This is a genomic window from Humibacter antri (genome assembly GCF_054777235.1).
The window spans coordinates 134,643-155,730 of record NZ_BAAHAW010000005.1 but is presented as its reverse complement, the minus strand read 5'-3'; the positions used below and the strand labels follow the sequence as shown (position 1 = coordinate 155,730).

Sequence of the window (21,088 nt, the reverse complement as noted above, 5' to 3'; positions counted from 1 at the left end):
CCTGCCGGAATGGCAGTCACCACCGACACGAGACCTTTCAATACAGAACGGAAACACCCGATTGGCACTGACCGCTGACGTCAAAGAAGAACTCCTCGGCGTCGAGGCGGGCAAGAACACGGTGCGCGCGGCGGAACTGGCCACCATCCTGCGCCTCGCAGGCGGGCTCCATCTCATCTCAGGCCGCATCGCCGTCGAGGCGGAACTCGACTCGCCCGCACTGGCCCGCCATGTGCGCAAGGCGCTCGCCGAACTCTACGGGGTGCGTAGCGAGGTCTCCGTCACCTCGGCCGGCGGCATCCGCAAGAACACGGTCTACACCGTGCGGGTGCTCGAGGGGGGCGAGACGCTCGCCCGTCAGACCGGCCTCCTCGACCAGCACCGCCGGCCGATCAGAGGGTTGCCGAATCGGCTGACCACCGGCTCCAAGCACGACCTGGCCGCCGTGTGGCGCGGCGCGTTCCTGGCACATGGCTCGCTCACGGATCCCGGCCGCTCCGCCGCGCTGGAGGTCACGTGCCCCGGCAACGAGTCCGCGATGGCGCTCGTCGGCGCGGCCGGCCGCCTCGACATCCCCGCGAAGGCGCGTGAGGTGCGGGGCGTGCACCGTGTGGTCATCCGCGACGGGGAGGCGATCAGCGCCATGCTCGCCCGCATGGGCGCGACAGGCACCGTGCGAACCTGGGAGGAGCTGCGGCAGCGCCGTGAAGTGCGCGCCACCGCCAACCGCTTGGTGAACTTCGACGACGCGAACCTGCGACGCTCCGCCCAGGCGGCGGTGGCCGCGTGCGCGCGGGTGGAGCGCGCCATGGAGATACTCGGACCGACCATCCCTGATCATCTGCACTACGCGGGCGAACTCAGACTCTCGCACCGCGACGCAAGCCTGGACGAGCTCGGACACCACGCCGACCCGCCGATGACGAAGGATGCCGTCGCCGGACGCATCCGCCGCTTGCTCGCTATGGCGGACAAGCGCGCGGCCGAGCTGGGGATCCCCGGCACCGAGGCCAGCCTGCCTGCCGACCTCGACCTGTAGCCGCCCGACCGGTCGGCGCGCCGTTCACTAAGCTGGAACGGTTGCTCAGACCGCGCTGCGCACATCGCACGCGGGTCGATCACGAGGAGAGAGTGAATGGCTGACTACACGCTTCCTGACCTTCCGTACGACTACTCGGCACTCGAGCCGAACATCAGCGGTCGGATCATGGAACTGCACCACGACAAGCACCACAAGGCCTATGTCGACGGAGCGAACACCGCTCTCGCCAAGCTCGCCGAGGCACGCGACACCGACGACCTGACGAACATCAACAAGCTGGAGAAGGATCTCGCCTTCAACCTGGCCGGCAACGTCAACCACACCGTGTTCTGGACGAACCTCTCCCCGGACGGCGGCGACAAGCCGGCGGGTGAGCTGGGTGCTGCGATCGACGACTTCTTCGGCTCGTTCGACAAGTTCCGCGCGCACTTCACGGCGTCGGCGCTCGGCATCCAGGGCTCCGGATGGTCCATCCTCGCCTGGGACTCCCTCGGCCAGAAACTCATCATCGAGCAGCTCTACGACCACCAGGGCAACCTCGCCACGGCGACCGTTCCGCTCCTCATGCTCGACATGTGGGAGCACGCGTTCTACCTCGACTACCAGAACGTGAAGGCGGACTACGTCAAGGCGTTCTGGAACATCACCAACTGGGCCGATGTGCAGGGACGCTTCACGCGGGCACGCGAGAAGACCTCAGGCCTCCTGGTACTGTCGTAATCGGGTCGGTGTCCCGGACGGGATCCGCCCGGGACACCGTCGTCCGTTCGCCCCCCAATGAATCCAGCGCCGAACGGCGCCCCAGTAACAGGAGACATTCGTGTCCGTGAAGATCGGCATCAACGGGTTCGGCCGCATCGGTCGCAACTACTTCCGCGCAGCGCTTGCGAAGGGCAGCGACCTCGAGATCGTCGCCGTCAACGACCTGACCGACACGAAGACGCTCGCGCACCTGCTGAAGTACGACTCGGTTGGCGGCCGCCTGGATGCGACGGTCGAGGTAGACGGCGAGAGCATCGTCGTGAACGGCAAGCCGATCAAGGTGCTCGCCGACCGCGACCCGGCGAACCTGCCGTGGGGAGACCTGGGCGTCGACATCGTCATCGAGTCGACCGGCTTCTTCACCAACGCCGCCGCGGCGCGCAAGCACATCGACGCCGGTGCCAAGAAGGTCATCATCTCCGCACCCGCGAGCGGTGAGGACGGCACGTTCGTCATGGGTGTGAATGAGGAGAAGTACGACCCGGCGACGATGCACATCATCTCGAACGCGTCATGCACCACCAACTGCCTCGCGCCGCTGGCCAAGGTCTTCAACGACACGTTCGGCATCGAGCGCGGCTTCATGATGACCGCGCACGCCTACACGGCCGACCAGAACCTCCAGGACGGCCCGCACAAGGACCTGCACCGCGCCCGCGCCGCCGCGATCAACATCGTTCCGGCCTCCACCGGTGCCGCCAAGGCCATCGGCCTCGTCCTCCCTGAGCTCAATGGCAAACTCAGCGGCTCCTCGTACCGCGTGCCGGTCCCGGTCGGCTCGATCGTCGACCTGACCCTCGTCACCGGGCGCGAGAACCTCACGGTCGATGAGATCAACGCGGCGTACAAGGCCGCCGCGGCAGACGGACGACTGAAGGGCATCCTGCAGTACAACGACGACCCGATCGTCTCCACCGACATCCAGCACAACCCGCACTCGTCGGTCTTCGACGCCGGGCTGACGAACGCCAGCGGAAACCTCGTGAAGGTCTCCAGCTGGTACGACAACGAGTGGGGCTACTCGAACCGGCTCGTGGATCTGACCGAGTTCGTCGCCGAGCGTCTCTAGACCCGCGACACCGAGGAACTCGATTGACGCTCCGCACTCTCGACTCGCTGGGTGCGCTCGCCGGTGAAACGGTCGTCGTCCGCTGTGATCTCAACGTCCCGCTGAAGGACGGGGAGATCACCGACGACGGCCGCGTCCGTGCGTCGCTGCCCACCCTGAACGCCCTCATCGAGCAGGGCGCCCGCATCGTCGTGATCTCGCATCTCGGTCGCCCCGACGGTGCTCCCGACCCGAAATACAGCCTGGCGCCGGTCGCTGCGCGGCTCGGCGAGCTGCTCGGCAAGCGGGTTCGCTTCGCCACGGACACCGTGGGGGAATCGGCGACAGATGTCGTCTCCTCGCTCGCTGACGGCGACGTGGCCGTGCTCGAGAACCTCCGCTTCAACCCGGAGGAGACGAGCAAGTCCGAGGATGACCGTGCCGCGTTCGCCGCGAAGCTCGCGGAGTTCGGCGACGCTTTCGTCTCCGACGGCTTCGGCGTGGTGCACCGCAAGCAGGCGAGCGTCTACGAGCTCGCCAAGGCGCTGCCGAACGCTGCCGGCCTGCTCATCGCGGCCGAGCTCGACGTTCTCGAGCGCCTCACCGACAGCCCCGGGCGCCCATACACTGTCGCGCTCGGCGGCTCGAAGGTCTCCGACAAGCTCGGTGTGATCGGGCATCTGCTCCCGCGCGTGAACACACTGCTGATCGGCGGCGGCATGCTGTTCACCTTCCTCGCCGCGCAGGGCCACAAGGTCGGCTCCAGCCTCCTCGAGGAGGACCAGTTGGAGACGGTGCGTGGCTATCTGAAGAAGGCGCAGGAGCTCGGCGTCGAACTCATCCTGCCCACCGACATCGTCGTGGCGTCGAGGTTCGGCGCCGACGCGGAGCACGAGGTCCGGCCCATCGCCGGCATCGAGAACACGCCGTGGGGCGCATCCGGCCTCGGCCTCGACATCGGCCCGGAAAGCGCGGCGAAGTTCGCCGAGATCGTCCGCGAGTCGGTCACGGTGTTCTGGAACGGCCCGATGGGCGTGTTCGAGCTGGCGCCGTTCGCGGACGGCACCCGCGCCGTCGCCCAGGCGCTCACCGAGACGCGCGGCCTCAGCGTCGTCGGCGGAGGGGACTCCGCCGCCGCCGTTCGCGTGCTCGGCTTCGATGACGATCAGTTCGGTCACATCTCGACCGGCGGGGGAGCGAGCCTCGAGTTCCTCGAGGGCAAGTCGCTGCCAGGACTGGAGGTACTGGGATGGCAGGCATGACCAAGGCTCGCAACGAGGTACCGCAGGGTGGGCGCATTCCGCTCATCGCCGGCAACTGGAAGATGAACCTCGACCACCTGCAGTCGATCGCGTTCGTGCAGAAGCTGGCATGGAGTCTGAAGGACGCCCGCCACGACTTCGGCACGGTCGAGGTCGCGGTCTTTCCCCCGTTCACCGATCTACGCAGCGTGCAGACCCTGGTGGCAGCCGACAAGCTGCCGATCGTGTATGGCGCTCAGGATGTCAGTGAGCACGCCCCCGGGGCGTTCACCGGAGAGATCGCTGCCCAGTTCCTGGCCAAGCTCGACTGCAGCTACGTCGTAATCGGCCACTCGGAGCGGCGTACGCTGCACGGCGAGACCGACGAGGTCGTCGCGGCGAAGACCGCTGCCGCGCTCGGTGCCGGACTCGTTCCGCTGCTCTGCGTGGGCGAGACCGCCGAGGACCTGGAGACGCACGGTGCGAGCGCTGTGCCCGTCGCGCAACTGAATGCGGTTCTGGAGTCGATTCCGAAGGGTGCCGACTTCGTCGTGGCATACGAGCCTGTGTGGGCGATCGGCTCAGGCCAGGCGGCGACGCCGGACCAGGCGCAGCAGGTCGCATCGGCGCTGCGCGCCGCAATCGCCGAGCGCCTCGGCGACGAGACCGCGACGGCCACACGCATCCTCTACGGCGGATCTGTGAAAGCGGACAACATAGCCGCATTCATGCGCCAGCCGGACGTCGACGGCGCACTCGTCGGCGGCGCGAGCCTGGACGTCGACGGCTTCTCAGCGATCGTGCGTTACCAGAAGCACGTCGGGGTTTGAGGAAATCGATATACTGATCCTCGCCTCCCGCAACCCGAAAGGCCCTTCACTCTTGCAGATTCTCACGGTCGTCCTCCAGGTGCTGCTCGGCATCACGAGCCTCCTGCTGACGCTCCTCATCCTGCTGCACAAGGGGCGCGGGGGCGGTCTGTCCGACATGTTCGGCGGCGGTATGACCTCCAACCTCGGAGCCTCCGGTGTGGCTGAGCGCAACCTCAACCGCATCACGGTCATCCTCGGCCTGGTCTGGATCGCCTGCATCGTCGTGCTGGGACTCATCACGAAGTTCAGCGCGTAGCGACGCATCCGTCGTTACCTTTCGCGCTATCAAGGAGGATTCATGTCAGCTGGCGGCAGCGCGATCAGGGGGTCCCGGGTCGGATCGGGCCCGATGGGCGAGCAGGACCACGGTTTCCACGCGGAGCGAATCGCCGTGCAGTATTGGGACGCCCTCGGCAACGAGACCGTCCGCTACTTCGCGGCGAACCTTCCCGACGAGGAGATCCCGGACACCATCGACTGCCCGACGTCGGGTCTTCCCGCCGGCCGGGACAAGGAGAACCCGCCGGCGATGTCCAAGCTCGAGCCGTACAAGACGCATCTCGCGTACGTCAAGGAGCGCCGCACCGAGGAGGAGGCTGAGCAGCTCCTCGATGAGGCCCTGAAGCAGCTCCGCGAGCGTCGAGGCCGGCTCACGCCCACCAAGTAGCGGGGCTCAGCCCGGGTCGCTGCCACGATCGGATGCCGCCGCGCCCCGAGCATTGATTCTCACAGTCCAGCGCTCGTACTATTGAGATATCACTTTTCTCGATAGGCGGTGACGCGATGAGGGCTGGGTCGACACGTCGGATCGCCTGGTGCGCGGCGGCGGCGGCGTTGACCCTGCTCACGGCGGCCTGCAGCAGCACCGGCTCCACCGCTCCGACGGCGAAGAGCACCTCGTTCCCCGACGCAGCGCCGCCGCACGGCTCGTGGCCGTACCCGAACGGCGACCTCGCCAACACCAGGGATGCGACGACCTCGACGATCTCCTCCGTCAACGTGTCGGGCCTGCGCGAGGCCTGGTCGCTCAGCCTGACCGGCACTCCGGCGGCGGGGGTGAAGGATGTCGGGGCGTTCGCGGCCGCACCGGTGGTCGTCGGCGGGCTCGCGTACCTCCAAGACCTGGACTGCAACGTGTACGCCGTCTCGCTGACGACCGGCAAGCTCAAGTGGGAGCATCAGGTGAACACGCCGGAGGCGACAGGGCCGGGACCGAACGGCGTCGCCGTCTCCGGTGGCGTCGTGTACGGGGACACGCCGGACAGCGTGTTCGCGCTGAACGCCGCCACTGGCAAACCGGAGTGGCAGAACTCCAGGCTGCTGAGCAGCGACGAGGGCACGTTCGAGATCCAGCCGCAGGTCGCCGACGGCCGGGTCTATCTGGCCAGTGCATACGGCTCAGGCGCCGGAGGGGGCGTCCTGATGGCCCTGAGCGCGTCGTCCGGGCACCTGCTGTGGAAGTTCGATACCGTCACGGGCGGCATCGCAGAAGGGGTGAAGTCGCTGGGCCTCGGCTCGGGCGGCTCCTGGGAGACGCCGCTGGTGGGAAGCGACGGGTCCGTCTCGTTCGGCATCGGCAACCCGTACCAGTCGATCGGCTCGGCGGTGTCGCATGCGTCGCGCCAGCTCTACACCGACAGCCTGGTGAACCTGGATGCCGCCACCGGCAAGCTGCGCTGGTACTACCAGGCCGTGCCGAACGACTTCATGGACCACGACATCCAGGCATCCCCGGTGCAGTCAGTGGTCGGGGGAGAGCCCGCGGTAATCGGGTCGGGCAAGCTCGGCTTCGTCGTGGCGACGAACGCGTCGACCGGCGCCGTGCTGTGGAAGACACCGGTCGGCGTGCACAACGGCACGGACTCAGACTCCGCCAGGGCGCTGTCGAACGAGTTCAAGCCGTCTTACCCGTACACCTACGAGCCAGGCGCGCTCGGCGGCGTGCTGTCGAACATCGCAGTCGGAGACGGCAGTGTATTCGTCGCGACCATCGACCTCCCCTTCTCGCTGGCCAAGTCGACCGGCGTGAACGGCGTGCCGCCCACCGGCGCCAAGGAGAGCGGGCAGATCGAGGCGCTGAACCTGAACACTGGCAAGGTCGAATGGGACACCAAGGTGTCGACGATGCCCCTCGGTGCGACGACCGTGTCCGGCGACCTCGTGTTCACGACCCTGTACACCGGCGAGCTGATCGCGCTGGACCGCACAACCGGCAAGGTCGTGGACAGCCTCAAGCTGCCGGTGTCCACGAATGCACCGATCGCGGTGTTCGGCAACACCGTACTCGTGCCCGCCGGCGCACCGAAGACGTCCAAGGCCTCGGCGGGAACGCCGCAGTTGGTCGCCTACACCGTTCCCTCGACGGTGAACGGCATACCCAGCACACCCGCGGGCTAATACTCTTGCGCGATGAGGCTCTCCGGCACCTCCGCCGAGGCATCCTGATCGACGAAGAAGACCGTGCGCTTGCGACCCTTCGCCCCGGCAGCAGGCACCTCCGTGTAACTGGCACCGGCCAGGGCAAGACCCAGGGCGGATGCCTTGTCTGCGCCGGCGAGCACGAGCCAGATGCGCGCAGAGGCGTTCAGCACCGGCCGTGTCAGGCTGAGCCGTTCAGGTGGCGGCTTGGGGGAGTCACGCACCGCGACGACGGTGCGCTCGGTCTCACGGATGCCCGACCGGTCGGGGAACAACGACGCGATGTGCCCGTCGGGCCCGACGCCGAGGAACGTGATGTCGAAGCGCGGGTACGGCACGCCCTTCTTCGAGAACCGCGCGAGCTCGCGGGAGTAGAAGTCCGCCGCGGCGTCGAGGTCGAGACCCGAATCGGTCGCGGGGAACGCGTGGATGTTCGTCTCCGGGATCTCGAGCAGGTCGAGGAACGCGTCCCTGGCCTGCTTGTCGTTGCGATCGTCCGAGTCGACGGGCACCCAACGTTCGTCTCCCCACCAGAAGTGCACCTTCGACCAGTCGACCAGACCGCGCATCTCGGAACTTCCGGCGGCGGCAAGCACGCCGATGCCCACGGTGCCACCGGTGAGGCACACATGAGCCTTCCCACGATCCGCGACGATGTCAGCGGCTTTCGAGAGGAAACGCGCGGCCACGGCGGAGATGAGGGCGTCCCGGTCCGGGTGGACGAGCACGCGACGCTCCCCGGTCATCGTGCCGCCGCTTCCCGCTCCTCCGCCTCCAGCAGCGGAAGCCCCTTGGTCAGGACCCTGCCATACAATTCGTCCGGGTCGAGACGGCGCAACTCCTCAGCAAGACAGTCGCGCAGGTTGCGACGGGGGAGCGCGAGATCGTGCGTCGGCTCTCCGGGCTGGCTCAGCGTCGCCACATCCGGGATGTCGCGCACCAGTTCGATCGTGCCGGACGCCCGGCGCAGCTGCACGCCGTGGATGCCGCTCAGACCGCGCTGCCGTGCTGTCAGGTCGTGCTGCACCGGAGCATCCAGTTGCAGGCGCAACCACGCGGCCAGCAGCACCGTCGACGGCGAGTCCGGAGCGCCCGACACCTCGACCGACTCGACCGCCTCGTAGGGCGGCTGGTCGAGGGCGGCCGCGAGCTGGGCCCGCCACAGCGTGAGCCTGGTCCACGCGAAATCGGTATCGCCGGGAGCGTAGGTCTCGGCGAGGTGCAACAGCACCTCGTGCGGATCGCCCGCGGAAGACGAGTCCGTGATGCGGCAGGTCGCGATGCGCCCGAGCGCGGATGTTGACACCACATCGGGCGCCGTCCCTGGCCACCATACGACGACGGGCGCATCCGGCAGAAGCAGTGCCGTCACCAGGCCTTCTTCGTCGCTCGCGGTCTCGCCGTAGGCGCGCAGAACGATGACCTCGCTCGCGCCGGCGTCGCCGCCGACGCGGATCTGCGCGTCGAGCCGGCTGGCGGCATCCGCGTGCGGATGATCGGGGGCGGCGGTCGAGACCACGATGACGCGCATCGGATGCTCGCGCGACGCCTCGTTCGCCGCCTCGATGACCTCTTCCTCCTGACCGAGTCGCGTGGCGATGATCAGCGTGAGAACCCGGCCGAGCGCAACCGCTCCGCCTTCTTCGCGGATCTTGATCAGGGTCTTCGACACGTTGCTCGTGGTGGTGTCGGGCAGATCGACGATCATGGGCGCCTCCAGGTCCGCCCGTCGCGGGCGAGTAGTTCGTCAGCGGATGCCGGGCCCCAGGTACCCGGTCGGTACTGCTCGGGGGCGCCGTGCGATGCCCAGAACTCCTCGATCGGGTCGAGGATCTTCCACGACAGCTCGACCTCCTCGTGACGCGGGAACAGCGGCGGGTCGCCGAGCAGCACGTCGAGGATGAGGCGCTCGTACGCCTCTGGGCTGGCCTCGGTGAACGCGTGGCCGTAACCGAAGTCCATGCTCACGTCGCGCACCTGCATGCCCGCACCCGGAACCTTGGAGCCGAACCTGATCGTCACACCCTCGTCGGGCTGCACCCGGATGACCAGAGCGTTCTGTCCGAGAGCGCTGGTCTGCGACTCGGCGAAGAGTTGCTGAGGCGCGCGCTTGAACACCACGGCGATCTCGGTCACGCGGCGGCCGAGCCGTTTGCCCGCCCGTAGGTAGAACGGAACGCCGGCCCAGCGGCGGGTGCCGATCTCGAGTTTGATGGCGGCGTAGGTCTCTGTGGTGGAGTTCGGGTTCATCCCGTCTTCGTCGAGAAACCCGACGACCTTCTCACCGCCCTGCCAACCGCCCGAGTACTGCCCGCGCGCCGTAGCGGTCGCCAGGTCTCGCGGCAGCCGCACGGCCTTGAGCACCTTCTCCTTCTCGGCGCGCAGGTCGGCAGCGTCGAACGACACCGGCTCCTCCATGGCCGTCAGGGCGAGCAGCTGCAGGAGGTGGTTCTGGATGACGTCGCGCGCGGCACCGATGCCGTCGTAGTAGCCGGCACGGCCACCGACGCCGATGTCCTCAGCCATCGTGATCTGCACGTGGTCCACGTAGTTCGCGTTCCAGATCGGCTCGTACAGCTCGTTGGCGAAGCGCAGCGCCAGGATGTTCTGCACCGTCTCCTTGCCGAGGTAGTGGTCGATGCGGAACACGGCGTCCGGCGGGAACACCGTCTCGACCACCTTGTTGAGCTCGCGCGCCGTCTTCAGGTCGGAGCCGAACGGCTTCTCGATGACGACCCGTCGCCATCCCTTCGACTGCTCGGCCAGGCCGGAACGACGCAGCTGCTCTGTGACGAGCGGGAACGCCTTCGGCGGGATCGACAGGTAGAACGCGTGGTTGCCCATGGTGCCGCGCTCGCGGTCCAGCGCATCGACCGTGTTCTTGAGTCGCTGGAACGCGGCATCGTCGTCAAATTCGCCGGGAACGAAACGGATGCCCTGAGCCAGTTGCCGCCACACCTCGTCGCGGAACTCCGTGCGCGCGTACTGCTTGACCGCGTCGTAGACGACCTTCTCGAAGTCCTGGTCCTCCCAGTCGCGCCGGGCGAAGCCGACGAGGGCGAACCCTGGCGGAAGAAGGCCTCGGTTGGCGAGGTCGTAGACCGCCGGCATCAACTTCTTGCGAGACAGGTCGCCCGTCACGCCGAAGATGATGAGGCTCGACGGGCCCGCGATGCGGTTGAGCCGGCGGTCTTCCGGCGCCCTGAGCGGATTGTGATCCGCGGTGATCTCCACCGGTGACATGGATCTCCTCGTGTCGGTTCAGTCGTCCACGTCGCCGAAGAGCGTCTCGACGTTCGTGGCGGGGTCGGAAAGCGTGAGGGTGAGAACAGGACGGCCGTGCTGCGCGAGCACGGCGGCGTCCCCGTCGGCCTGAGCCCGGATCAACTGCCCGAACGTGAACGGGCGGTCGGGTACCTGGAGATCATCCGACTCGCCGGCGAGGATCTGCAGAAACACGCCGACGGCGGGTCCGCCCTTGTGGAACTGCCCGGTCGAGTGCAGGAAGCGCGGGCCCCAGCCGAACGTGACGGGGCGCTTCGCCCTGGCCGCGAGCAGATCGCGGATGCCTGCCAGTTGAGGCAGCGCCACCCGGTTCACGTACGCCTGGACGGCAACGTACCCGTTCGCCGGCAACTGCTCGAGCAGCGCGCTGATCGCGGCATCCACCGTTGTCGCGCCACGGAGCACCGCAGCAACGCCGCGTACCTCGATGCCTGCGTCGACGAAAGCCGGTTCGGTCGGCTCGGGGCGGGCATCCAGCACGCCGCGTGCGGCCTTCTTGGCCGACTCGACGTCGGGCTGGTCGAACGGGTCGATGCCGAGCACGCGCCCTGCCACGGCCACGGCGTACTCCCACACCAGGAACATGGCACCGAGCGATCCGGAGACCAGGATCTCGCCGCGGTGGCGATCGGCGGGGAAGAGATGGTGAGCGGCAGCGTTGTCGACCAGCCGCACGACCTGCAGGTCGGGAAGATTCTCCGACAGCTCAGGGGAGACCACGTCGAGAACGACGGGCAGAAGACCCTTGCCCTCTTTGCCGGTCGACTCGGCGATGAGCTGCTCGGCCCAGTCTGCGAAGTCCCTGATGTGCGTTCCGTCCGACACGATGCCCAGTTTGTCTCGCAACGGCGTCGATCCGGCGATGGCGGCACCCAGGATCAGTCCGGGGTTGGTCTCATCGTCGATCGCGAGCTCGAGGGAGATCGTCTCCGCCTCTTCCAGCAGCTCCTCGATGTCGAAGCCGGCGAGACCCGAGGGCACCAACCCGAAGGCGGTCAGCGCAGAGTAGCGGCCTCCGACATTCGGGTCCGCGTTGAACACCGTGTAACCGGCCTCTCGCGCGGAGGCATCCAGCGGAGAACCCGGGTCGGTGACGACCACGATGCGATCCGCCGGGTCGATGCCGGCATCCCGGAACGCCTTCTCATATGTGCGCCGATGACTGTCCGTCTCCACGGTGGAGCCCGACTTCGACGACACGATCAGCACGCTGGTGCGCAGCCGGTCGCTCACGGCTTCGAGCACCTGTCCGGGATCGGTCGTGTCGAGGATGGTGAGCTCGAGGTTGCCTGTGCGCGTGATCACCTCGGGAGCGAGTGAGGACCCGCCCATGCCGCTCAGCACGAAGTGGTCGATGCCCTCCGCGAGGAACCTTTCGCGCAGCGCGATGATCTGCGGCACGAGCGGACGCGAGATCGCGACGGCCTCCGTCCAGCCGAGGCGGATGCCCGCCTCCGCCTCGGCGTCAGGCCCCCAGAGCGCCGCATCCTGTGCGGTGATGCCGGAGGCCACCAGGTCGCTCACCAAGCGGGGCACGGTCGCTCTGACCGCCGCCTCCGCGCCGCCGGAGACGTGGATCTTGAAGCTCACCGCACGGTCTCCGCTGCGCCCGCCTGTTCGAGCGCCGCGGTGACCGTGTCGAGAAGCTGAGCCCACGAGACGTCGAACTTCTGGACGCCCTCGTCTTCGAGCGTCTGCGTGACGTCGGCGTACGAGATGCCGAGCGCGGCGATCTTGTTCAGCACCTCATTCGACTCGTCGTACGTGCCTGCGACGGTGTTGCCGGTGACCTCGCCGTGGTCGAACGTGGCCTCCAGCGTCTTCTCCGGCATGGTGTTGACCTCGTCAGGGGCGACCAGCGTGGTCACGTAAAGCGTGTCGGGGTACGACGGGTCCTTGACGCCGGTGGATGCCCAGAGCGGCCGCTGCTTGTTGGCTCCTGCGGCCAACAGCACCTTCGCGCGCTCCGAGTCGAACGCCTGCTCGAAGACCTGGTAGGCCAGCCGAGCGTTGGCGACGGCGGCCTTGCCCTTCAGCGAGTCCGCCTCGGCCGTGCCGATCGCACCGAGCCGCTTGTCGATCTCGGTATCGACTCGGGAGACGAAGAACGAGGCGACGGAGCGGATCGTCGACAGGTCGATCCCCGCGGACTTCGCCTGCTCGAGGCCGCTCAGGTACGCGTTGATCACCTGCCGGTAGCGCTCGAGGCTGAAGATGAGTGTGACGTTCACGCTGATGCCGACGGCCGTGGCCGCGGCGATCGCCTCGAGACCCTCGACCGTGGCCGGGATCTTGATCATCGCGTTCGGCTTGCCGACCTTCTCCCAGAGCTGCTTGGCCTGAGCCGTCGTGCCTTCCGCGTCGTGCGCCAGGCCCGGCTCCACCTCGATCGAGACCCGGCCGTCCTGCCCGCCGGATGCCTGAAAGACGGGAGCGAACACGTCGGCGGCGTTGCGAACATCCGTCGTGGTGATCTCGAAGACGGCCTCGTGAACGTCTTTGCCCTCTGCGGCGAGCTGCCTCACCTGCTCGTCGTAGGCGTCACCCTTGGAGAGCGCCGTGGCGAAGATCGTCGGGTTGGAGGTCACGCCGACCACATTGCGGGTGTCGATCAGCTTCTGCAATCCGCCAGAGCCGATCAGGTCGCGGGACAGGTCGTCGAGCCAGATGCTCACGCCTTCTTCGGCAAGCCGTGCGGTGCTGGATTCGGTCATTCTTCTCGCCTCTTCTTCTCTTTGGTTCTACGCTCGCCCGACCGCGCCTACTGGGCCGCGATCGTCTCCCTGGCTGCGCTCACGACGGCGTCGGTGGTGATGCCGAACTTCTGGAACAGCGTCTTGTAGTCGGCGGATGCCCCGAAGTGCTCGATCGACACGCTGCGACCCTTGTCGCCGACGTACGGCAGCCAGGTGAGCGCACGACCGGCCTCGACGGAGACACGGGCGGTGATGGATGCCGGCAGCACCGACTCCTTGTACTCCGCGCTCTGCTCCTCGAACCACTCTTGGCTGGGCATCGAGACGACGCGAGCGTTCACGCCGTCGGCCTTCAGGGCCTCTCGGGCGTCGACGGCCAGCTGCACCTCGGAACCCGTAGCGATGATGATCACGTCGGGTGTGCCCTCGGGTGCCTCGGCCAGCACATACCCGCCGTTGGCGACGTTCGCCGCCGAGGCGAACGTGTCGCCGGACGCTTCGCCGTCGCCACGTTCGAATACCGGGATGTTCTGCCTGGTCAGCGCGATGCCCATCGGACCACCGCGGCGTTTCAACAGCTCTAGCCACGCATACGCGACCTCGTTGGCGTCGCCCGGGCGCACCACCGTGAAGTTCGGGATGGCCCGCAGCGTCTCCAGCTGCTCGATCGGCTGATGCGTCGGGCCGTCCTCGCCGAGCGCGACCGAGTCGTGCGTCCAGACGAAGATCGACGGGATGCTCATCAAGGCGGCCAGGCGGAGCGCGGGGCGCTGGTAGTCGCTGAAGATCAGGAACGTGCCGCCGAACGGACGCGTGGGGCCGTGCAGCACGATGCCGTTCAGGATGGCCGCCATCGCGTGCTCGCGGATGCCGAAGTGCAGCACGCGGCCGTACGGGTTGCCCGTCCATTCGTGCGTCGAGCGCTCCGTGGGCACGAACGACGCCGCCGAGGTGATCGTCGTGTTGTTCGACTCGGCGAGGTCGGCAGAGCCGCCCCACAGCTCGGGCGCGATCGGCGCTATCGCGTTCAGCACCTTGCCGCTGGCGGCGCGGGTGGAGACGTCCTTCCCCGGCTCGAACACGGGGAGAGCCGCCTCGACGCCGTCGGGAAGCTCGCCGGTGAGCAACCGGTCGAGCAGCGCCTTTCGCTCCGGGTTCGCCTGCGCCCATGCGTCGAAGCCGACCTGCCACCGGGTACGCTCCGCAGCACCGCGCTCGATCGCCTTGCGGGTGTGCCCGAGGACCTCGTCGGAGACCTGGAAGGTGAATTCAGGGTCGAAACCGAGCACCTCTTTCACGGCGCGCAGCTCGTCCGCACCGAGTGCCGAACCGTGGATCTTGCCGGTGTTCTGCTTCTTCGGGCTCGGCCACCCGATGATGGTCTTCAGGATGATCATCGACGGCTTGTCGCTGACCGCCTTCGCTTCCTCGATCGCGTCGAAGAGCGCCTGGACGTCTTCGACGTACTGTCCGGTCTTCTTCCAGTCCACGACCTGCACGTGCCAGTGGTACGCCTCGTAGCGCGCCTTCACGTCTTCGGTGAACGCGATGTTCGTGTCGTCCTCGATGGAGATCTGGTTGCTGTCGTAGATGACGACGAGGTTGCCCAGCTCCTGGTGTCCGGCGAGTGACGACGCCTCGCTGGTGATGCCCTCCTCGAGGTCGCCGTCGCTGGCGATCACGTACACGAAGTGGTCGAACGGGCTCGTGCCTGCCGCGGCATCCGGGTCGAGGAGACCCCGCTCGAACCGGGACGCGTACGCGAAACCGACGGCGGAAGACAGTCCCTGGCCGAGCGGGCCCGTGGTGATCTCGATCCCGTCGGTGTGGCGGTACTCCGGGTGGCCGGGTGTCAGTGAACCCCAGGTGCGTAGCGCCTTCAGGTCGTCGAGCTCGAGTCCGTACCCGCCGAGGTAGAGCTGCACGTACTGGGTGAGCGAGGTGTGACCGGCGGAGAGCACGAAGCGGTCACGTCCCAGCCAGTGCTGGTCTCGGGGATCACGGCGCATCACTCGCTGGAACAGCAGGTACGCGGCCGGTGCCAGGCTCATGGCGGTGCCGGGATGTCCGTTGCCCACCTTCTCGACGGCATCCGCGGCGAGCACGCGCGCGGTGTCGACGGCCTTGTTGTCAATGGGATCCCATTGCAGTGCTGCCACTTGAGACTGACCCTTCTTTGTGCGTCGGTGCGACCTGTGTTCGTCGATGCGACGAGGGCCCGTCTAGTGGACCCGCACCGGTGAGGAGGTAGTGCGCGCGCCTGAGCGAGCACACCCAAGTATAGGGAGATTGCCAGATATCAGCGGGCTGGAGGGGCCTTGTGCTGTGCGCACTCCACAAAACGTCACACACCTCACTCGCACCCCATCGGACCGGTGAGCCGAACGCCCCGACGAACTGCGTGCGGGCATCCGCCGTGAAGCGAGGGACTCGGACGTGGCCTAAACTTCATAGACGTAAATGGACACGATTGAGGAGCGATGGACGTAGCCGCCACGAGTCGGGCAGTACCGACCAGGATCGGGTTCCGGCGCAAGTTCGCCGCCTATGTCTCTCTCACGAAGCCTCGAGTGATGGAGCTTCTGCTCGTCACCACGATTCCGGTGATGTTCCTCGCCGCAGGCGGGGTGCCCAATCTCTGGCTGGTCGCCGCGACAGTGATCGGTGGCGCGATGAGTGCCGGCTCGGCCGCCGCGTTCAACTGCTACATAGACCGAGACATCGACAAGGTCATGCGGCGCACCAAGAACCGTCCGCTGGTGACGGGGGAGCTCACTCCGCGCGAGGCGTACGTCTTCTCATGGATGCTCGCCGTCGCCTCGACCGTGTGGCTCTACTTCACGACGAACTGGCTCGCCGCGGTGCTCTCGGTCGCAGCCATCCTCTTCTATGTCTTCATCTACACGCTCTGGTTGAAGCGGCGCACGCAGCAGAACATCATCTGGGGCGGCATCGCCGGATGCTTCCCCGTACTCATCGGGTGGGCCGCCGTGACGGGCTCGCTCGACTGGGCGCCGTTCATCCTGTTCGGAGTCGTCTTCCTGTGGACGCCGCCGCACTACTGGCCGCTGTCGATGCGCTACCGCGACGACTACAAGTCGGTCGGAGTCCCGATGCTCGGCGTCACCCGCGGCCGCGCAGTCGTCGGGCTGCAGGTCATCCTGTACGCGTGGGCCACCGTCGCATGCTCTCTCCTGCTCGTTCCGGTCGGGCACATGGGTCTCGTCTACACGGTCACGGCGCTGGTCGCGGGCGTGTGGTTCATCTACGAGACGCACCGCCTGTACGCACTCGCCATCCGCCACGAGAACCCGTCGCCGATGCGCGTGTTCCACGGCTCCATCACCTACCTGTCGGTGCTGTTCCTGGCGATCGCGATCGACCCACTCCTGCCCTTCTGACCGTGACAGCTCTGAAGACTCCGCTCGGCTGGCTCGCCGACCGCTACACGCTCTCGCCCCGATCGTTGCAGTGGGCGTCCACCGCAACTCTCGTGGTCAGTGCGCTCATCGTGCTTGGCGGCGGTATCGTGCGGGTGACCGGTTCGGGACTCGGATGCCCGACCTGGCCCACCTGCGACACGACGTCGCTGACGCCCACACCCGCCATGGGCATCCACGCGTTCATCGAGTTCTCCAATCGCATGCTCACGGTCGTGCTGTGCATCGCGGTCGCCTGGGTGATCGTCGCGGCCAGGCTGCAGAAGCCGAGGGTCCGCAGCATCACCCGCTTGACCTGGTCGCAGTTCTGGCTCGTCGTCGTGAACGCGGTGGCCGGAGGCGTCAGCGTGTGGACGGGCCTGAACCCGTACGTCGTCGCCTTCCACTTCGTGATGGCGATGGGTCTGCTCACGACGACGACGCTCACCTGGCACCGTGTGCGCGAGGCCGCCGTGTCGCGGGATGCCCTCGCACGCATCACTCCGCCCGCCCGCGTTCTGAGCTGGGTGCTTGCGGTGTTCACGGCAGTGCTGATAGTGGTCGGGACACTGGTCTCGGGCTCCGGGCCGCACTCCGGCGACACGGTTGCGGTGCCGCGGATGAAGATCGACTGGATCGACATCACGATCGTTCATGGCGTGCTCGGAACGGCGACGCTCGTGCTCGCCATCGTGCTCGGTGTCGTGCTGTGGCGTTCGCGCGCCATCACACCGCTTCGCCGAACGGCGATGTTCATCGCCGTCGTGGTGATCCAGGCGACCATCGGGTTGGTGCAGTCCCTGACTGCGCTCCCCGACATCCTGGTGGCGCTGCATCTGCTCTTCGCCGCCCTTGTCTGGGTGGGCGTTCTCCGTGTTCTGCTCGATGTGAACCCCGGGCTGTTCCCGAGCGTGCACATGGCTCCGGCAGGGCAGAAGCCTGCCGCGCACGCCGAACCTCTCGTCGGTCGCGCGGGCTGACGGGCCGGCATCAGCCCGACCGCGTCTCATCGACGTGCAACGCCTTACGGCTTACGTCGAGTACGTACCCCCTCGCGGCAAGGCCCGAAGAGCCGGCGCCGAGGCCGAGTCCGCCGTTGCCGACGAGACGCCCGACGAGACCACACCAGAGGAGCATCCAGTTCGGCATGGACGACGTCCTGGGAAGCCTGGAGAGCGCACTTCTCGACCGCCCTCGGACAGGCGATCCTGCCTCCTTCGAGGAGGCGGTGCGCACAGACCTCATCAAGATGGAGTACGGGCGCGATGGTGACCTGACCAAGCTCGGCGGTTCCGTGTGCAGATCGCTAACACCAACGAACTGGTCGAAGTCGACGAGGACTTCTTCGCCGAGTGACCGCAGTACTGGACATTGCCCGCAATACCGTGATTTCAGCTGCGTCACGCAGCGGGCAGCTCCTCGGGCAACTCGAACCGGCCGCGGCCGCCGAGGCGTGGTGTTCGACTCGCATCGATGTGGGGCGGTGGGATGAACCACACTTGCCCGCCTTCGACCCGGATGTCCCAGTCGTCTTGGTGCATTCGAGCATGGCAGGGTGGACAGAGCAGTACGCCGTTGTCCAGATCGGTCGGACCGGTATCACGCATCCACCACATGATGTGGTGCGCTTCGGTGTAGCCGACGGCGAGGCCGCAACAGGCGCATCCGCCGTCACGCTCGCCCAACGCGATCCGCTGCGAAGGGGTGAAGCAGCGTGCGACGCGACCAAGGTCGAGTGGAACGCTGTCGGTGCCCAAAACGGCAGGGATGATCCCCGCCGATGCTGCCATGCGGCGCATCGCGCTTGCCGAGATCGGGTGATCGAGACCGTCGATGCGACCGTGGCCTACACCGTCGACCAACGTGTCGAGCTTCATACGTACGACGACGGTGGTGGATGCGGTGGCGGGTACCCGGTTGCAGCCCAGCACGTGCCGCGCGATCATCGCCAACGCATCGGCCTGCATCTGGGGCACACTGCGGGTATCGGCGATCACCGGCCCCTCAGAAACACCAAGACCCGCGACGTCCGGCCCGTTGCCACCAGGCTGTGCCGCCCGGATGTCGTGCGTGACGATCGCTTCGATCGCCGCCTTCACCGGTGCCGCCGTCTCCGGATCCAACCGGGCGGTCAACCGGACCATCCCCTTGCTGTCCTGCCGGATGACCAACGACCGGTCGGCACGTAGTTCTTCCTCACGCGGTGCCACCCCGTCCTGATCCAGGCGGGCTTCCGCTTCCCGAATCACCCGCAACAGCAGGTCGAACGGGAGAACAGCGGCCCGCTCGGTGAGGACCTTCTCCATTCCCTCAGCAGCGCCGGCATCCGCTCGCGGGGCGACTCGGCGCAGCATGCTCGTGATCGCATCGACGGCGTCGACGCTGATCGATCCCGAGCTCAGAGCGGCTGCCACATGCGGGTGCGCCGGCGGTAACTGCTCACCGGTCAACGCCCGTCGTGGTGCGGTTTCCGTGCCGACCGCGATCAGCTTCGCCGCCTCCGCCGCCCGCCCACCGGTAGAGGCAGCCACGAGATGCGCCGGGTTCAGGAACCCGCGCTTCTTCGCCAGCCCCTCCCGGCCCAACTCCGCCGGGGAGCGTTTCGCGACCTCCGCCGCCGCACGCGCCAGGAGCGCCTGCCCGTCGCGCACCAACTGCGCCACCGCATCCGTCACCGAAACCAGCCCGATGTCCGTCATCGACTCCACCGCCGACGCCTGATCGGATTGCCCGTTGCCATTCACCGCAGCAGTTGCGCCGAGCGCCGAGCGCCACGCAGCACACACCGCGTCGAGATCCCTCGACAGGTGCGGAAGTGGCTGATTCATGACCTCATTCTCCCAGAACAATCCACCTATATCTACGATTGTCTCTGCATCTGTGGACAACTATGACTCGTGGTTATCTTCGAACCCCGTTCACACTCGAGTGCAGCCACAGCCAGAACGACATCGACGCGGTCGGGCCGACCTGCCCCCTCATTCACGGGCATCGGTGTCGTGGCGCTTGGTTCCGCCGTCGCGCTGCTGCCAGAGTTGACCCCGATGGGTAGCAACTTCACATTCCTCATGTGCGAATGGCCCGCGTTCGAGGCAGCGTGCGAGAAGAAGGCCCTCGCCGAGCCGTGCGAGTCGCTGTTCCGCGCCCGACGCACGATCGAGGCGCTGGTCGACTTGATGTACGGGGCCGACCCCGTTCTCACCCGGCCGTACAAGTCCGACCTCTCCACGCGACTGCACGAGGCGAGCTTCGTTCGGATACTGGACGACGGCATCCGAGCGAAGTTCCACCCGACCCGCAGGCACGGCAATGCGCCGATCACCGACCGCTCGCCAGACGGGGTGATCGGCCTGTTCCCCGACGAAGTCGACGTCATCGAGATCGTGGCCAGAGCCAAGCGGCTCAAGCAGTCGGCCATCGCGACGTGACCGTCGCCAGGCCGACGCTGCTTCCGCACGCATCCGCACGTCGTCGCATCCGCCGGACCCGCGTCACCGCAGCGGCCGCCGCCCGGATGATCGCGATCGCCCTCATCTGCGCACTGGTCACCTCGCCGCTCTGGCCCGTGCTCGCAGCGACGTTCCTGCCGGGCGCTCCCGGCGGCCGGCAGGACGCAGGCGGACCTCTGGCGGGCATCCTCGCGACGTTCCGCTTCACGCCGGCGCTGACCTGGCTGGGCAATAGCCTGCTCGTGGCGACCACGACTACCGCGGTCGCGATCGCGGTCGCGGCGCCCGCGGCCTACGCTCTGTCGCGGGGACGCGGGCGGCTCATCGCCGCGTACTCACTTGTGCTGTTCGTCGTGCAATCGCTTCCGGTCGTCGTCTTGGTGATCCCGCTTTTCGTGCTGTTCGCCGGAGCCGGCCTGGTCGACTCGCTCGGCGGCCTCACGATGATCTACATCGGGCTGGCGGTGGCCGTGGCGGTCTGGATGCTCACCGCCGCGATCGACACCGTTCCCGTTCGCCTCGAAGAGTCGGCGTGGCTCGACGGATGCAGCGTGCTCGGCTCGTTCGTGCGGGTCGTGCTGCCCAGCTGCTGGCCGGGCATCGTCTCCACAGCGATCTACTGCTTCCTGCTCACGTGGAACGACTACCTTGTCGCTCTCGTGTTCATCAAGTCGAACGCGCTCTACACCCTCCCGATCGGACTCCAGGCGGCGCGTACACCTGGACTGGTGCTGGTCATCGTGATCCCCCCGCTGCTGATCTTCGGACTCTTGAACCGCTATTTCTCGGTCGGCGGCATAGCCGGCTCACTCGCCGATCGCTGAACCGACCCGCCGACGGCCGAGCCCGCAACCGA

General features: G+C 67.2%; 20 protein-coding genes. 12 read left to right on the top strand and 8 right to left on the bottom strand.

What is annotated here, in order from left to right:
- Positions 1-61: 61 nt before the first annotated feature.
- The 8 genes from whiA to ACYVDK_RS03530 all read left to right on the top strand — a co-directional run bounded on the left by whiA (position 62) and on the right by ACYVDK_RS03530 (position 7,362).
- The gene (whiA, locus tag ACYVDK_RS03565; protein WP_460518053.1) at positions 62-1,039 is read left to right on the top strand and encodes a DNA-binding protein WhiA; all 978 of its coding nucleotides are present in this window, start codon (positions 62-64) and stop codon (positions 1,037-1,039) included.
- A gap of 96 nt (positions 1,040-1,135) precedes the next feature.
- Positions 1,136-1,762 carry a superoxide dismutase gene (locus tag ACYVDK_RS03560; protein ID WP_460518050.1) on the top strand — a complete coding sequence of 209 codons (627 nt, stop codon included), beginning with the start codon at positions 1,136-1,138 and terminating at the stop codon, positions 1,760-1,762.
- A gap of 100 nt (positions 1,763-1,862) precedes the next feature.
- A complete protein-coding gene (gene gap, locus ACYVDK_RS03555; protein ID WP_460518047.1) occupies positions 1,863-2,873 on the top strand; it encodes a type I glyceraldehyde-3-phosphate dehydrogenase in 1,011 nt (336 codons plus the stop codon).
- 23 nt (positions 2,874-2,896) lie between these two features.
- Complete coding sequence (locus tag ACYVDK_RS03550) at positions 2,897-4,114, top strand: phosphoglycerate kinase (RefSeq protein ID WP_460518044.1); 1,218 nt, start codon at positions 2,897-2,899, stop codon at positions 4,112-4,114.
- On the top strand, positions 4,111-4,923 hold the full coding sequence (tpiA, locus tag ACYVDK_RS03545; RefSeq protein WP_460518041.1) for a triose-phosphate isomerase: 813 nt from the start codon (positions 4,111-4,113) through the stop codon (positions 4,921-4,923). The genes ACYVDK_RS03550 and tpiA overlap by 4 nt, the downstream gene beginning before the upstream one ends.
- 52 nt (positions 4,924-4,975) lie before the next feature.
- On the top strand, positions 4,976-5,221 hold the full coding sequence (gene secG / locus ACYVDK_RS03540; protein ID WP_460518038.1) for a preprotein translocase subunit SecG: 246 nt from the start codon (positions 4,976-4,978) through the stop codon (positions 5,219-5,221).
- 42 nt (positions 5,222-5,263) lie between these two features.
- Complete coding sequence (locus ACYVDK_RS03535; protein WP_460518035.1) at positions 5,264-5,632, top strand: RNA polymerase-binding protein RbpA; 369 nt, start codon at positions 5,264-5,266, stop codon at positions 5,630-5,632.
- Positions 5,633-5,748: 116 nt separating this feature from the next.
- Positions 5,749-7,362 (top strand): outer membrane protein assembly factor BamB family protein, encoded by a 1,614-nt coding sequence (locus ACYVDK_RS03530; RefSeq protein ID WP_460518032.1) that lies wholly within the window; start codon positions 5,749-5,751, stop codon positions 7,360-7,362.
- Here ACYVDK_RS03530 and pgl read toward each other — a convergent pair.
- Genes pgl through tkt form a run of 6 tightly spaced genes read right to left on the bottom strand, consistent with a single transcriptional unit; the run spans position 7,359 to position 15,523 of the window.
- Positions 7,359-8,129, bottom strand: a complete 771-nt coding sequence (gene pgl / locus ACYVDK_RS03525; RefSeq protein ID WP_460518029.1) for a 6-phosphogluconolactonase — start codon at positions 8,127-8,129, stop codon at positions 7,359-7,361. The two genes, ACYVDK_RS03530 and pgl, sit on opposite strands and share 4 nt — an antisense overlap.
- Complete coding sequence (locus tag ACYVDK_RS03520) at positions 8,126-9,091, bottom strand: glucose-6-phosphate dehydrogenase assembly protein OpcA (RefSeq protein WP_460518026.1); 966 nt, start codon at positions 9,089-9,091, stop codon at positions 8,126-8,128. Before ACYVDK_RS03520 ends, pgl begins: the two co-directional genes overlap by 4 nt.
- The gene (gene zwf / locus ACYVDK_RS03515) at positions 9,088-10,626 is read right to left on the bottom strand and encodes a glucose-6-phosphate dehydrogenase (protein ID WP_460518023.1); all 1,539 of its coding nucleotides are present in this window, start codon (positions 10,624-10,626) and stop codon (positions 9,088-9,090) included. The genes ACYVDK_RS03520 and zwf overlap by 4 nt, the downstream gene beginning before the upstream one ends.
- 18 nt (positions 10,627-10,644) lie before the next feature.
- Positions 10,645-12,258: a glucose-6-phosphate isomerase gene (locus ACYVDK_RS03510; RefSeq protein WP_460518020.1), complete on the bottom strand. Its 1,614-nt coding sequence runs from the start codon at positions 12,256-12,258 to the stop codon at positions 10,645-10,647.
- On the bottom strand, positions 12,255-13,382 hold the full coding sequence (gene tal / locus ACYVDK_RS03505; RefSeq protein ID WP_460518018.1) for a transaldolase: 1,128 nt from the start codon (positions 13,380-13,382) through the stop codon (positions 12,255-12,257). The genes ACYVDK_RS03510 and tal overlap by 4 nt, the downstream gene beginning before the upstream one ends.
- Before the next feature lie 47 nt (positions 13,383-13,429).
- Positions 13,430-15,523: a transketolase family protein gene (tkt, locus tag ACYVDK_RS03500; protein WP_460518015.1), complete on the bottom strand. Its 2,094-nt coding sequence runs from the start codon at positions 15,521-15,523 to the stop codon at positions 13,430-13,432.
- 321 nt (positions 15,524-15,844) lie between these two features.
- Between tkt and ACYVDK_RS03495 the strand changes: the two genes are divergently transcribed.
- Both ACYVDK_RS03495 and ACYVDK_RS03490 read left to right on the top strand, forming a co-directional pair.
- Positions 15,845-16,765, top strand: coding sequence for a protoheme IX farnesyltransferase (locus ACYVDK_RS03495; RefSeq protein ID WP_460518012.1), 921 nt, complete (start codon positions 15,845-15,847; stop codon positions 16,763-16,765).
- 2 nt (positions 16,766-16,767) lie between these two features.
- A complete protein-coding gene (locus ACYVDK_RS03490; RefSeq protein WP_460518009.1) occupies positions 16,768-17,763 on the top strand; it encodes a COX15/CtaA family protein in 996 nt (331 codons plus the stop codon).
- Between the two features lie 10 nt (positions 17,764-17,773).
- Here the strand turns inward: ACYVDK_RS03490 and ACYVDK_RS03485 are convergent, their stop codons facing one another.
- Together ACYVDK_RS03485 and ACYVDK_RS03480 are read right to left on the bottom strand one after the other, a co-directional pair.
- Positions 17,774-17,932: a hypothetical protein gene (locus ACYVDK_RS03485; RefSeq protein ID WP_460518007.1), complete on the bottom strand. Its 159-nt coding sequence runs from the start codon at positions 17,930-17,932 to the stop codon at positions 17,774-17,776.
- Between the two features lie 251 nt (positions 17,933-18,183).
- Complete coding sequence (locus ACYVDK_RS03480; protein WP_460518004.1) at positions 18,184-19,611, bottom strand: HNH endonuclease signature motif containing protein; 1,428 nt, start codon at positions 19,609-19,611, stop codon at positions 18,184-18,186.
- A 216-nt stretch (positions 19,612-19,827) separates the two neighbouring features.
- On the opposite strand from ACYVDK_RS03480, the gene ACYVDK_RS03475 reads away from it, so the two are divergent.
- Together ACYVDK_RS03475 and ACYVDK_RS03470 are read left to right on the top strand one after the other, a co-directional pair.
- On the top strand, positions 19,828-20,211 hold the full coding sequence (locus ACYVDK_RS03475; RefSeq protein ID WP_460518001.1) for a DUF4145 domain-containing protein: 384 nt from the start codon (positions 19,828-19,830) through the stop codon (positions 20,209-20,211).
- On the top strand, positions 20,208-21,056 hold the full coding sequence (locus ACYVDK_RS03470) for a carbohydrate ABC transporter permease (RefSeq protein WP_460517998.1): 849 nt from the start codon (positions 20,208-20,210) through the stop codon (positions 21,054-21,056). The genes ACYVDK_RS03475 and ACYVDK_RS03470 overlap by 4 nt, the downstream gene beginning before the upstream one ends.
- Positions 21,057-21,088 lie beyond the last annotated feature (32 nt).

Excerpts from the sequence above, each read along its gene's own strand:
- ACYVDK_RS03520 (WP_460518026.1), bottom strand. The coding sequence starts at position 9,091 with ATGATCGTCGATCTGCCCGACACCACCACGAGCAACGTGTCGAAGACC.
- ACYVDK_RS03530 (WP_460518032.1), top strand. The coding sequence starts at position 5,749 with ATGAGGGCTGGGTCGACACGTCGGATCGCCTGGTGCGCGGCGGCGGCG.
- tpiA (WP_460518041.1), top strand. The coding sequence starts at position 4,111 with ATGACCAAGGCTCGCAACGAGGTACCGCAGGGTGGGCGCATTCCGCTC.
- ACYVDK_RS03535 (WP_460518035.1), top strand. The coding sequence starts at position 5,264 with ATGTCAGCTGGCGGCAGCGCGATCAGGGGGTCCCGGGTCGGATCGGGC.
- ACYVDK_RS03475 (WP_460518001.1), top strand. The coding sequence starts at position 19,828 with ATGGGTAGCAACTTCACATTCCTCATGTGCGAATGGCCCGCGTTCGAG.
- tal (WP_460518018.1), bottom strand. The coding sequence starts at position 13,382 with ATGACCGAATCCAGCACCGCACGGCTTGCCGAAGAAGGCGTGAGCATC.
- zwf (WP_460518023.1), bottom strand. The coding sequence starts at position 10,626 with ATGTCACCGGTGGAGATCACCGCGGATCACAATCCGCTCAGGGCGCCG.
- ACYVDK_RS03560 (WP_460518050.1), top strand. The coding sequence starts at position 1,136 with ATGGCTGACTACACGCTTCCTGACCTTCCGTACGACTACTCGGCACTC.
- ACYVDK_RS03495 (WP_460518012.1), top strand. The coding sequence starts at position 15,845 with ATGGACGTAGCCGCCACGAGTCGGGCAGTACCGACCAGGATCGGGTTC.
- pgl (WP_460518029.1), bottom strand. The coding sequence starts at position 8,129 with ATGACCGGGGAGCGTCGCGTGCTCGTCCACCCGGACCGGGACGCCCTC.
- ACYVDK_RS03485 (WP_460518007.1), bottom strand. The coding sequence starts at position 17,932 with ATGCCGAACTGGATGCTCCTCTGGTGTGGTCTCGTCGGGCGTCTCGTC.
- ACYVDK_RS03480 (WP_460518004.1), bottom strand. The coding sequence starts at position 19,611 with ATGAATCAGCCACTTCCGCACCTGTCGAGGGATCTCGACGCGGTGTGT.